Here is a 12,559-nt window from a genome sequence, read left to right as displayed (position 1 = left end):
TCGGTTAGCGATGGGCGCTAGGTGCGGCTAGTGCACGGGCGGCGGCGACATCCGCATTGATCGCCGTTTTCAACGCCTCAAGCGAGGCGAAACGCTGCTCTTCACGCAGCTTCTGGTGGAAAACCACCGTCAAACGCCGGTCATACAAATCACCGGCAAAATCCAAAAGGTGAACTTCCAGGTGGGCCTTGCCATCACCTGCAACCGTGGGCCTGACGCCTATGTTGGCGACTCCCGGCCACGATTGGCCGTCGATGTCGACGCTCACCAGGTAAACCCCGGTGAGTGGCACACGACGGCGCTTGAGTTGCACGTTGGCGGTTGGCGTGCCCAGTTGGCGCGCCAGCTTCTGGCCGTGCAGTACCCGCCCGGCAATGCGGAACGGGCGACCGAGCAAACGCTCGGCCAAGGCGAAGTCGGCAGCGGCCAGGGCGTTACGCACCTGGGTACTGCTCACGCGCAGGCCGTCCAGTTCGACGGTTTGCGCGGCTTCGACGGTAAAACCTTGATTCACACCGGCGTGTTGCAGGAAGTCGAAATCCCCGACGCGGTCGCAACCGAAACGGAAGTCGTCGCCGACCTCCAGGTGCTGTACGCCCAGGCCATCCACCAGGATACGGTCGACGAACTCGGCGGCGCTGAGGCTTTGCAGACGCTGGTTGAAGGCCAGGCAAAGAACACGGTCCACGCCCTCTTCGGCCAGCAGCTGCAGCTTGTCGCGCAAACGCGCCAAACGTGCCGGCGCCGTTTCAGGGGTAAAAAATTCCCGTGGCTGCGGCTCAAAAATCACCACGCAGCTGGGCACGCCCAACTCGACCGCACGTTCACGCAGCCGGCCCAGGATAGCCTGGTGGCCACGGTGAACACCGTCAAAGTTGCCAATAGTGGCGACGCAGCCCCGATGCTCGGGGCGCAGGTTGTGGAGACCTCGAACCAGCTGCATAACGCGCTTCTTGCTCATAAAGTGGTCGATTATAACCACACCCGGCCCCGGACGACAGGCAACAGCGCAGGCCAAATGGATCGAATCGATAAAACCATCGTTTTATCGCGGCAAACTCTCTATCCCAGGGACTTGCGATTGAAATCACGCAGACGAAAGCCTTGCAGCAGCAACATCCCGAAGTACACCACCACGCCGGCAACCACCAAAATGCCCAGGCGCATGAAGCGCTCCAGCATATGGCCTTGGTCCCAGGCGGGCATAAAGTGCATCAGGCCCAGCAACACGGCCGACATGGTCGCCACCGCCACGAGCAGCTTGAGGGCGAACATGCCCCAGCCCGGCTGCGGCTGATACATCTGTTGTTTACGCAGTTGGTAAAACAACAGGCCGGCATTGATGCAGGCACCAGCGCTGATGGCCAGGGCCAGGCCGGCGTGAGCCAGCGGACCGATGAACACCAGGTTAAGCAGTTGAGTGACGATCAAAGTGAAGATTGCGATCTTGACCGGTGTGCGGATGTTTTGCTGGGCGTAGAACCCCGGCGCCAGCACCTTGATCACAATAATGCCGAGCAGCCCGACGGAGTAGGCGACCAGCGCACGCTGGGTCATCGAGGCGTCAAACGCGCTGAATTGGCCGTATTGAAACAGCGACACGGTCAGCGGTTCGGCCAGGATGCCCAAGGCCAGAGAACACGGCAGTACCAACATAAAGCACAGGCGCAGGCCCCAATCGAGGATCCGCGAATACTCCTGGCGGTCCTTGCTCGCATAAGTGCGCGATAAGGTTGGCAGCAAAATGGTGCCCAGGGCCACCCCGAGCACGCCGGATGGCAGCTCCATCAGACGGTCGGCGTAGTACATCCAGGACACTGAGCCTGAAACCAGCAACGAGGCGAACGCGGTGTTGATGATCAGCGAAATTTGACTGACGGAGACCCCGAGGATCGCCGGCAACATATTGCGCATCACGCGCCAGACACCAGTGTCCTTGAGGTTCAGGCGCGGCAGCACGAGCATGCCGATCTTTTTCAGGTGTGGCAGCTGGTACAGCAATTGCGCCAGGCCACCCGCCAGCACGGCCCAACCCAGGGCCATCACCGGCGGATCGAAGTACGGCGTGAGGAACAGCGCAAAAATAATCATGCTGACGTTCAGCAGAGTCGGCACGAAGGCTGGCACCGAGAAGCGGTTCCAGGTGTTGAGGATCGCCCCAGCCAGGGACGACAGGGAAATCAGCAATATATAAGGAAAGGTCACGCGCAGCAGATCAGTGGTCAGCGCGAATTTTTCCGGGGTATTGGCAAAACCCGGCGCCGTGGCCCAGATCACCCAGGGCGCGGCGAGCATGCCGGCGATGGTGACTAGCATCAGCACCAGCGTCAGCAGGCCCGAAACGTACGCGATAAAGGTACGGGTGGCTTCTTCGCCCTGCTGGTTTTTGTACTCGGCCAGAATTGGCACGAACGCCTGGGAAAATGCCCCCTCGGCAAAGATGCGTCGCAGCAGGTTGGGCAGTTTAAAGGCAATAAAGAACGCATCCGTGGCCATGCTGGCGCCAAAAATGCGCGCCAGCAGGGTGTCGCGCACGAACCCCAAAACCCGGGAGATCATCGTGATAGAGCTGACGGCAGCCAACGATTTGAGCAGATTCATTGAAAGAGTTTGCGCCTATAGATAAAGAGCAGGCGAACAAAGCGCCCACTTATGCGATACTGCGCGCCTGCAACAGCACAGAGCCAAAGCTCGCGAGTTTACAGGTCAAGCGCCGGAAATAAATCACCCGCCTCTTCAGATCGACCACTCAGCAGTTCGCATCAGCCGCCCTTGACAACCCATCAAGTCATCGGCATGATTCGCGGCCTATTTTGTTTGCTATTTCCTAAAAAGTCTTTCGAGGAGCTCGACGGTGGCCAACACACCTTCCGCCAAAAAACGTGCAAAACAGGCTGAGAAGCGTCGCAGCCACAACGCCAGCCTGCGTTCCATGGTTCGTACCTACATCAAGAATGTAGTTAAAGCCATCGACACCAAAGACGCTGAAAAAGCCCAAGCTGCTTACGTTCTGGCCGTGCCAGTTATCGACCGTATGGCCGATAAAGGCATCATCCACAAGAACAAGGCCGCTCGTCATAAGAGCCGCCTGAATGGCCACATCAAGGCTCTGAACGTCGCTGCAGCAGCCTAAGTGGTGAAAACTGCCACGTAGCCCAGGCCGCGTAACAGTTAAGAAATGCCCCGCACCGAAAGGTGCGGGGCATTTTTGTTTGCTTGCAGAATCACCACAGTTCTCCTTGTGGGAGCGGGCTTGCTCGCGAAGGCGGTGTATCAGTTAATGCATGTGCTGACTGACCCACCGCCTTCGCGAGCAAGCCCGCTCCCACATTTGGACTGGGGGACATTTTCAAGGCACAAAAAAACGCCCCGAACCAGTCGGGGCGTTTTTGCTACCTATTGATCAAACCACAATCAATGGTGATGACCGCCTTCACCGTGAACGTGGCCGTGGGCCACTTCTTCCTGGGAAGCGTCGCGGATGGCAACGATCTTCACTTGGAAGTTCAGGCGCTGGCCAGCCAGAGGGTGGTTACCGTCAACGGTCACGTCATCGCCGTCCAGATCGCGGATGGTGACGATCTGCATTTGGCCGTCCGGCGCGGAAGCGTGGAACTGCATGCCCACTTCCAGCTCGTCAACGCCTTCGAACATGCTGCGGCTCAAGGTGCTGACCAGTTCGGCGGAGTATTCGCCGTAAGCGTCTTCAGGTTCTACGGCGACGGTCAGTTCGTCACCGACGTTCTTGCCTTCCAGAGCCTTTTCCAGGCCCGGGATGATGTTACCTGCGCCTTGCAGGTAGACCAGCGGCGCGCCGCCGGCGGAGCTGTCGATGACCTCACCAGCGTCGTTGGTCAGGGTATAGTCGATGGAGACAGCCTTGTTAGCGGCGATCGTCATGGGGCGAGACCTTTTGCATAAGAATGAAGAACGGACAAGTCTAAACAAGGATTTGCCCGAAAGCGAACACAACCCGGACAGACGGGACCGGTCAACGGCATCCTTCATCCTCGGATTCCACCAGGATGACGACCGGCACTGGGTCGCCGAGCTGTCCTGCGGCCACACCCAGCACCTGCGCCACCAACCGCCATGGCAGTCGCGCGCCTGGGTACTGGACCCCGTGCAACGCCTTGAAAAAATAGGCCAACCCTTTGCGTGTGGCTGGTGTGCGCAAGCGCTCGAATAACGATAACCTTGGCGTCTGATTCCCGGTAGGCGCTCAACCATAGAGCGCCACCGAAGCCATGCACCTCCAGAGAATTCGCATGCAGACTTTTTTTATCGCGCCCACCGATTTTGGTGTGGGTCTGACCTCCATCAGCCTTGGGCTGGTGCGCACCCTTGAACGGGCCGGGCTGAAAGTCGGTTTCTTCAAACCCATTGCCCAGCCGCACCCGGGCGACACCGGCCCCGAGCGCTCCACCGAGCTGGTGGCCCGCACCCACGGCCTGAAACCGCCCCAGCCTTTGGGCCTGGCCCATGTAGAGCGCATGCTCGGCGACGGCCAGCTGGACGAGCTGCTGGAAGAAATCATCACCCTTTACCAGCAAGCCGCCGTGGGCAAGGACGTGCTGATCGTCGAAGGCATGGTGCCAACCCGCAGCGCCAGCTATGCGGCGCGGGTCAACCTGCACCTGGCCAAGAGCCTGGATGCGGAAGTGATCCTGGTCTCGGCGCCGGAAAACGAGGTGCTCACCGAGCTCTCTGGCCGCGTGGAATTGCAGGCGCAACTGTTCGGCGGCCCCAAAGACCCGAAAGTGCTGGGCGTGATTCTCAACAAAGTGCGCACCGACGAAAGCATGGAAGCGTTCTCGGCGCGCCTCAAAGAGCATTCGCCACTGTTGCGCAGCGGTGACTTCCGCCTGCTTGGCTGCATCCCGTACCAGCCCGAACTCAACGCGCCGCGCACCCGCGACGTGGCCGACCTGATGGGCGCACAGATCCTCAATGCCGGCGACTACGAAACCCGGCGCATGACCAAAATCATCATCTGCGCGCGCACCATGCGTAACACTGTGGAGCTGCTCAAGCCCGGCGTGCTGGTGGTTACCCCTGGCGATCGCGACGACATCATCCTCGCCGTCAGCCTGGCCGCGATCAACGGCGTGCCGCTGGCCGGCCTGCTGCTGACCAGCGACACCCTGCCCGACCCGCGCATCATGGATCTGTGCCGGGGCGCGTTCCAGGCCGGGCTGCCGGTGTTGTCGGTGAGCACCGGCTCCTACGACACCGCCAACCAGCTCAACAGCCTTAACAAAGAAATCCCGATTGATGACCGCGAGCGCGCAGAAATCATCACCGATTTCGTCGCCAGCCACCTCGACGCGCGCTGGCTGCACCAACGCTGCGGCACGCCACGGGAGATGCGCTTGTCGCCGGCCGTGTTCCGTTACCAGTTGATCCAGCGCGCCCAGGCCGCCAACAAACGCATCGTGTTGCCCGAAGGCAGCGAGCCGTTGACCGTGCAAGCTGCCGCCATCTGCCAGGCGCGCGGCATTGCCCGTTGCGTGCTGCTGGCCAAACCGGCGGATGTGGAAGCGGTGGCCCGCGCCCACGGCATCGAGCTGCCCGAAGGCTTGGAGATTCTCGACCCGGACCTGATTCGCCAGCGTTATGTCGAACCGATGGTCGCCCTGCGCAAGAGCAAGAGCCTCAACGCACCGATGGCCGAGCAGCAACTGGAAGACACCGTGGTGATCGCCACCATGATGCTCGCGCTGGATGAAGTGGATGGCCTGGTCTCCGGCGTCATCCACTCCACCGCCAACACCATCCGCCCTGCCCTGCAGCTGATTAAAACGGCGCCGGGCTGCACCCTGGTGTCGTCAGTGTTCTTCATGCTGTTCCCGGAGCAGGTGCTGGTCTACGGCGACTGTGTGATGAACCCGCACCCGAGCGCGGCGGAACTGGCGGAAATCGCCCTGCAAAGCGCCGACTCGGCCGCCGCGTTCGGCATCACCCCGCGCGTGGCGATGATCAGCTATTCCAGCGGCGATTCGGCCAGTGGCGAGGAAGTGGAAAAAGTCCGCGAAGCCACCCTGCTCGCCCACGAACAGCAAAGCTCGCTGCTGATCGACGGGCCGTTGCAATACGACGCCGCCGCCAACGAAACCGTGGCCCGGCAACTGGCGCCCAACAGCCTGGTCGCCGGCAAAGCCACGGTGTTTGTGTTCCCAGACCTCAATACCGGCAACACCACGCACAAGGCCGTGCAACGCAGCGCTGATTGCGTAAGCCTGGGGCCGATGCTGCAAGGCCTGCGCAAACCGGTGAACGACCTGCCGCGCGGCGCTCAGGTCGACGACATCGTGTACACCATCGCCCTGACTGCGATTCAAGCCGCCAACCGACCTATGGATATTTAAATGCTGGATTTTCTACCTGCCGCCGTGCGCGGGGTGATCGCGTCCTTGTTGTTGGCGCTGAACACGATTCTGTTGTGCTCGTTTCTGTTTATCGTCGCGCTGTTCAAGGCGCTGCCATTTGCCAAGCGCTTCAGCGAATGGCTGATGAACCACACCCACGAAGCCTGGGTCACCAATAACAAGGGCTGGATGAACCTGGTACGGCGCACGCGCTGGCACCTGACCGGCCTTGAAGGGCTGGACTACGAGCACTCGTACCTGGTGACCAGTAACCACCAGAGCTGGGTGGACATCATGGTGTTGCAGTACGTGCTCAATCGACGGATTCGCCCGCTGAAGTTCTTCCTCAAGCAGGAGCTGATCTGGGTGCCGGTGATTGGCCTGGCGTGGTGGGCGCTGGGCTTCCCGTTCATGAAGCGCTACACCAAGGCTTACCTCGAGAAACACCCGGAAAAGAAAGGCAAAGACCTGGAAACCACCCGCAAGACCTGTGCGAAGTTTCGTGACAACCCGGTGGGCATTTTCAACTTTGCCGAAGGCACACGCTTTACGCCGGGCAAGCATGCGCAGCAAAAATCCCCATTTCGCTACTTGCTCAAGCCCAAAGCCGGCGGCATTGCGTTTGTGCTGGACGCCATGGGCGAGCAGTTGAAGTCCCTGGTCAACGTGACTATTCACTACCCTGCCGGGCGCCCTGGGTACTGGGACTTGCTGTGTGGGAATGTGAAGGATGTGGTGGTGCACTTTGAAGAAGTGCAGATTCCGGCCGGGTTTATCGGCAAGAATTATGAGCAGGACGGGGAGTACCGGTTGGCGTTTCAGGGCTGGATCAACCAGCTGTGGGAAGACAAGGATGCGTTGCTGGACAAGCTGCACACTGATTTCCCAGGCAAACAATAATCAACTGTGGGAGGGGGCTTGCCCCCTCCCACAGTTGACCGAGTTGTCTTCAAGACTCCATGAAAAAGCCCGCCACCGAGTCATCGGTGGCGGGCTTTTTTGTGGCGGCGAGGTTTAGATCGCGCCGCGCTGACGCAACAGCTCCAGCACTTGCTTGACGCTGTCTTCCAGCGACGTGGCCTGGGTGTCAATCACCAAGTCGGCATTCAACGGCACGTCGTACGGGAAGGACTCGCCAGGGATGTTATCCCCACCCGCCGCGTACAGGCCTTGCGGATCACGCTCGGCGCACACCAGCGGCGACGCTTGCACATAGACGGTGAGCAGGCGGTCGGCGCCAATCAGCGCCTTGGCCTGTTCGCGGCCCTCGGCATCCGGGGCAACGAACGCGGCCAGGGTCAGCAGGCCGGCTTCGTTGAACTGGCGCGCCACGTGAGCAGCGCGACGCCAGTTTTCAGTGCGGCCGGCTCGATCCTGCGGCAACCCTTTGTTCAGGTCGTGACGCAGGTTCTGGCCATCCAGTACGAACACCGCACGACCCATGTCGAACAACTTGCGCTCAACCGCATAGGCCAAGGTGCTCTTGCCCGCGCCCGACAGGCCGCTGAACAACACGGTGGCCGGCTGCTGGCCGAAGCGCAGAGCGCGCTCTTCAGTGGCGACATGAGCAAGGCTGCCGTGTTGCGCTGAACCGCCATGGTTGACCGGCGGCGCGATGATCATGCCCGCGGCCACCGTGCCGTTGGTCAAGCGGTCGATGACGATAAACGCACCGGTGGTGCGGTTGCTGTCGTAACCGTCCAGCGCGATGGCGGCGTCGAGGCTGACCTTGACCCGGCCGATCTCGTTCAACTGCAGCGAACTCGCCGGGCCTTCGGCCAGGGTGTTCACGTCCACGCGGTGCACGATGCTGGTGATGGAACCCGGCACGTAGCTGGTCGCGCGTTTGATGTCGTATTTCTTGCCCGGCAGCATCGGCTCTTCGGCCATCCACACCAGCATGGCGTCGAAGGCGTCGGTCACTTGCGGCACGTTATCGGCATGCACCAACAGGTCGCCACGGGAGATGTCGATCTCGTCTTCCATGGTCAGGGTCACGGCCTGGCCAGGGCCTGCGTGCTCCAGCTCACCTTCGAAGGTGACGATGGATTTGACGCGGCTGCTCTTGCCCGACGGCAGCACCACGACTTCGTCGCCCTTGTGCACAATGCCGCTGGCCAGGGTGCCGGCGAAACCACGGAAGTTCAGGTTCGGACGGTTGACGTACTGCACCGGGAAACGCAGGTCGGTGTAGTTGCGGTCGTTGGCGATCTCGACGGTTTCGAGAATTTCCATCAGCGACTGGCCGGTGTACCAAGGCGAACGCTCGCTCTTGTTCACCACGTTGTCACCCTTGAGCGCCGACATCGGCACGAAGGCCAGGGTGCTTGGCTTGAACGCGATACCGTCGGCAAACTTCAGGTAATCGGCCTTGATCTGCTCGAATACGCTTTGGTCGAAGCCGTTGATGTCCATCTTGTTGATGGCCACCACGATATGTTTGATGCCCAGCAACGAGGCGATAAAGCTGTGGCGACGGGTCTGGGTCTGCACGCCATAACGCGCGTCGATCAGAATGATCGCCAGGTCACAGGTGGAGGCGCCGGTGGCCATGTTGCGGGTGTACTGCTCATGGCCGGGGGTGTCGGCAATGATGAATTTGCGCTTGGCGGTAGAGAAGTAGCGGTAGGCCACATCGATGGTGATGCCCTGCTCGCGCTCGGCCTGCAGGCCGTCGACGAGCAAGGCCAGGTCGATGTCATCGCCGGTGGTGCCGGATTTCTTCGAATCACGGGTGATGGCTTCCAGGTGATCTTCGTAGATCATCTTGGAGTCGTGCAGCAGGCGCCCGATCAGGGTGCTCTTGCCGTCGTCGACGTTGCCGCAGGTCAGGAAGCGCAACATTTCCTTGCGCTCGTGCTGGCCCAGGTAGGCGAGGATGTCCTCGCTGATCAAATCAGATTGATGCGACATTGGTGACAGCCCCTTAGAAATAACCCTGACGTTTTTTATCTTCCATCGAGCCTGCGCCATCGTGGTCGATGACCCGGCCCTGGCGCTCGGAAGTTCGCGTCAGGAGCATTTCCTGAATGATGTCCGTCAGCGTCTCGGCTTCGGACTCCACCGCGCCCGTCAACGGGTAGCAGCCCAGGGTACGGAAACGTACTTTCTTTTTGACGATTCGGGCTTTGTCTTCGTCGGACAAGTGCTCGAGGATGCGGTCGTCGTCGATCATGATCAACGTGCCGTTCTTCTCGATCACGTCGCGTTCGGCGGCGAAGTACAGCGGCACAATCGGAATGCCTTCCAGGTAGATGTACTGCCAGATGTCCAGCTCAGTCCAGTTGGACAGCGGGAACACACGGATCGACTCGCCCTTGTTGACGTTGCCGTTGTAGACGTTCCACAGCTCCGGGCGCTGGTTTTTCGGGTCCCAACGGTGCTTGCTGTCGCGGAACGAGTACACGCGCTCTTTGGCGCGGGATTTCTCTTCATCGCGACGGGCACCGCCGAAGGCTGCGTCGAAACCATGCTTGTCCAGGGCCTGCTTGAGGCCTTCGGTTTTCATGATGTCGGTGTGCTTGGCGCTGCCGTGGGTGAACGGGTTGATGCCCTGCGCCACGCCGTCCGGGTTGACGTGGGTGATCAGGTCCAGGCCAAGCTCTTCGACCATTTTGTCGCGAAACTTGTACATCTCCTGGAATTTCCAGCGGGTGTCGACGTGCATCACCGGGAACGGCAGCTTGCCCGGGAAGAAGGCCTTGCGCGCCAGGTGAAGCATCACGGCGGAGTCTTTACCGATCGAGTAGAGCATCACCGGGTTGTCGAACTCGGCGGCGACCTCGCGGATGATGTGGATGCTTTCCGCCTCCAGCTGTTTCAGATGCGTCAGTTTGTCGACCATGGCTACTCACGGAAAAACGATCTTATGGACGGCCAGCGGGCCGTGTTCGAGCGGGGCATGCTAGCACAGCACCTTCTTCTATTCAGGGAGCTGGCTAGATCGAAACGGTATATGAATATGCCGCCTGGTTTGGCGTGAAACCCGGTCAACTGCGGGAGCTGGCTTTTGTGGGAGCTGGCTTGCCTGCGATACAGGCACCTCGGTCAGTCAGGTAAATTGAGGTGATGCTATCGCAGGCAAGCCAGCTCCCACATTGGGCCTGCGGCGAGGCTTAGATCGGGTTGGGGCAATCGATGAACAGATGCTCCAGCGCGAAACGCCGCGCCAGGTACTCGCCCAACGCCTGCACGCCATAACGCTCGGTGGCGTGGTGGCCGGCGGCGATAAAGCTGATGTCGTTTTCCCGCGCGCTGTGAAAGGTTTGCTCGGAAGCTTCGCCGCTCAGGTACAAGTCGACGCCTGCCGCAATCGCGTCGTCGATGTAACCCTGACCGCCGCCCGTGCACCAACCAACGCGGCGGATCATTTCGCTGCCTTCGATCAGCAGCGGCTCACGGCCCATCACGTCCTGCACACGGCGGGCAAAGTCGCGGGGCGACAGGGGCTCGGCGAGGGAACCGACCAGGCCGACGATTTTGGGGTTGCTTGGGTCCAGCGGGCCTTCGACGGTAATGTCCAGCTGGCGGGCGAGTTGCACGTTATTGCCCACGTCCGCGTGCAGGTCCAGCGGCAGGTGGTAGGCGAGCAGGCTGATGTCGTGCTTGAGCAGGGTTTTCAGGCGGCGCTGTTTCATGCCGGTGATGCACGGGTTTTCGCCCTTCCAGAAATAACCGTGGTGCACCAGCACCAGGTCGGCCTGGGCTTCGACCGCGGCATCCAGCAGAGCCTGGCTTGCGGTCACGCCGCTGACGATGCGCATCACCTGCGGACGGCCCTCGACCTGCAGGCCATTGGGGCAATAATCGGCAATTTTTGCGCTGCCAAGGTAGCGGTCCGCTTCCTCGACGAGGGTGGTAAGGGGGACGGCCATAAAAGACTCCTAAATATCCCGTTCCGAGGCGCTCGCAGCCTCGTATAATGCGCGACATTATGGGCGCTCTCCCGCCCCCTGCAACCTGTCAGGACTTACTTGATGCTTAAGGCACTGCGTTTTTTTGGATGGCCATTGTTGGCTGGCGTGCTGATCGCGATGCTGATTATTCAGCGTTATCCCCAGTGGGTGGGCTTACCCAGCCTTGATGTGAACCTGCAACAGGCACCGCAAACCAGTTCGGTGGTGCAAGGTCCGGTGACTTATGCGGACGCCGTGGTGATCGCCGCACCCGCCGTGGTCAACCTGTACACCACCAAGGTCATCAACAAACCGGCGCATCCGCTGTTTGAAGACCCGCAATTTCGCCGCTACTTCGGCGACAACGGCCCCAAGCAGCGCCGCATGGAATCCAGCCTGGGTTCCGGCGTGATCATGAGCCCCGAAGGCTACATCCTCACCAACAACCACGTGACCACGGGTGCCGACCAGATCGTCGTGGCCCTGCGCGACGGCCGCGAAACCCTGGCCCGCGTGGTTGGCAGCGACCCGGAAACCGACCTCGCGGTATTGAAGATCGATTTGAAAAGCCTGCCCTCGATCACCATCGGGCGCTCCGAAGGGCTGCGCGTCGGTGACGTGGCACTGGCGATCGGCAACCCGTTTGGCGTCGGCCAGACGGTGACCATGGGCATCATCAGCGCCACCGGGCGTAATCAGTTGGGGCTCAATAGCTACGAAGACTTTATTCAGACCGACGCGGCGATCAACCCGGGCAACTCCGGCGGCGCGTTGGTGGATGCCAATGGCAACCTGACCGGCATCAATACCGCGATTTTCTCCAAATCCGGCGGTTCTCAGGGCATCGGTTTTGCGATCCCGGTGAAGCTGGCCATGGAAGTGATGAAGTCGATCATCGAGCACGGCCAGGTAATCCGTGGCTGGCTGGGCATCGAAGTACAGCCACTGACCAAGGAATTGGCTGAGTCGTTCGGCTTGACCGGACGCCCGGGCATCGTGGTCGCCGGGATCTTCCGCGACGGCCCGGCGCAGAAAGCCGGCCTGCAACTGGGCGATGTGATCCTCAGCATCGATGGCGAACCGGCCGGTGATGGCCGTAAGTCGATGAACCAGGTCGCGCGGATCAAGCCGACCGACAAGGTGGCGATCCAGGTAATGCGCAACGGCAAAGAGATCAAATTGCTGGCAGAAATCGGCCTGCGCCCACCGCCGGCGCCGGTGAAAGAAGAGGAATAACGGGGTTGGGAGCCCGTTCGCGGGCTCCTGTAACCTAATATTTCAAAAGAAATCCATTCT

At 60.6% G+C, this 12,559-nt stretch carries 11 protein-coding genes; 5 read left to right on the top strand and 6 right to left on the bottom strand.

The annotated features are described in order from the left end of the window. Positions 1-4: 4 nt before the first annotated feature. Positions 5-943 carry a bifunctional riboflavin kinase/FAD synthetase gene (gene ribF, locus FPT15_RS25410; protein WP_064450635.1) on the bottom strand — a complete coding sequence of 313 codons (939 nt, stop codon included), beginning with the start codon at positions 941-943 and terminating at the stop codon, positions 5-7. A gap of 119 nt (positions 944-1,062) precedes the next feature. After that, positions 1,063-2,601 carry a murein biosynthesis integral membrane protein MurJ gene (gene murJ, locus FPT15_RS25405; RefSeq protein ID WP_145165592.1) on the bottom strand — a complete coding sequence of 513 codons (1,539 nt, stop codon included), beginning with the start codon at positions 2,599-2,601 and terminating at the stop codon, positions 1,063-1,065. A gap of 253 nt (positions 2,602-2,854) precedes the next feature. Here murJ and rpsT point away from each other — a divergent pair, with 253 nt between their 5' ends. Beyond that, complete coding sequence (rpsT, locus tag FPT15_RS25400; protein WP_003171647.1) at positions 2,855-3,133, top strand: 30S ribosomal protein S20; 279 nt, start codon at positions 2,855-2,857, stop codon at positions 3,131-3,133. 281 nt (positions 3,134-3,414) lie between these two features. Here the strand turns inward: rpsT and FPT15_RS25395 are convergent, their stop codons facing one another. Beyond that, positions 3,415-3,900, bottom strand: a complete 486-nt coding sequence (locus FPT15_RS25395) for a peptidylprolyl isomerase (protein WP_003188398.1) — start codon at positions 3,898-3,900, stop codon at positions 3,415-3,417. Here FPT15_RS25395 and FPT15_RS25390 point away from each other — a divergent pair. The 3 genes from FPT15_RS25390 (at position 3,899) to FPT15_RS25380 (ending at position 7,268) form a co-directional block, all read left to right on the top strand. Then, complete coding sequence (locus tag FPT15_RS25390; protein WP_145165606.1) at positions 3,899-4,189, top strand: DUF3565 domain-containing protein; 291 nt, start codon at positions 3,899-3,901, stop codon at positions 4,187-4,189. The two genes, FPT15_RS25395 and FPT15_RS25390, sit on opposite strands and share 2 nt — an antisense overlap. Before the next feature lie 79 nt (positions 4,190-4,268). Then, positions 4,269-6,368, top strand: coding sequence for a phosphate acetyltransferase (gene pta / locus FPT15_RS25385; protein ID WP_106578583.1), 2,100 nt, complete (start codon positions 4,269-4,271; stop codon positions 6,366-6,368). Beyond that, positions 6,369-7,268, top strand: coding sequence for an acyltransferase (locus FPT15_RS25380; protein ID WP_145165591.1), 900 nt, complete (start codon positions 6,369-6,371; stop codon positions 7,266-7,268). A gap of 114 nt (positions 7,269-7,382) precedes the next feature. On the opposite strand, the gene cysN is transcribed toward FPT15_RS25380, so the two are convergent. The 3 genes from cysN to FPT15_RS25360 all read right to left on the bottom strand — a co-directional run bounded on the left by cysN (position 7,383) and on the right by FPT15_RS25360 (position 11,242). After that, the gene (cysN, locus tag FPT15_RS25375) at positions 7,383-9,281 is read right to left on the bottom strand and encodes a sulfate adenylyltransferase subunit CysN (RefSeq protein WP_145165590.1); all 1,899 of its coding nucleotides are present in this window, start codon (positions 9,279-9,281) and stop codon (positions 7,383-7,385) included. Between the two features lie 13 nt (positions 9,282-9,294). After that, on the bottom strand, positions 9,295-10,212 hold the full coding sequence (gene cysD, locus FPT15_RS25370; RefSeq protein WP_017137614.1) for a sulfate adenylyltransferase subunit CysD: 918 nt from the start codon (positions 10,210-10,212) through the stop codon (positions 9,295-9,297). 271 nt (positions 10,213-10,483) lie between these two features. Next, on the bottom strand, positions 10,484-11,242 hold the full coding sequence (locus FPT15_RS25360; RefSeq protein WP_145165589.1) for a Nif3-like dinuclear metal center hexameric protein: 759 nt from the start codon (positions 11,240-11,242) through the stop codon (positions 10,484-10,486). Positions 11,243-11,344: 102 nt separating this feature from the next. Between FPT15_RS25360 and algW the strand changes: the two genes are divergently transcribed. Further along, positions 11,345-12,499 (top strand): Do family serine endopeptidase AlgW, encoded by a 1,155-nt coding sequence (gene algW, locus FPT15_RS25355; RefSeq protein WP_106578579.1) that lies wholly within the window; start codon positions 11,345-11,347, stop codon positions 12,497-12,499. Positions 12,500-12,559 lie beyond the last annotated feature (60 nt).

Source organism: Pseudomonas sp. RGB (assembly GCF_007713445.1).
Classification (GTDB): domain Bacteria; phylum Pseudomonadota; class Gammaproteobacteria; order Pseudomonadales; family Pseudomonadaceae; genus Aquipseudomonas.
The sequence above is the reverse complement of the archived record's forward strand: the minus strand, read 5'-3'. Positions and strand labels throughout refer to the sequence as shown.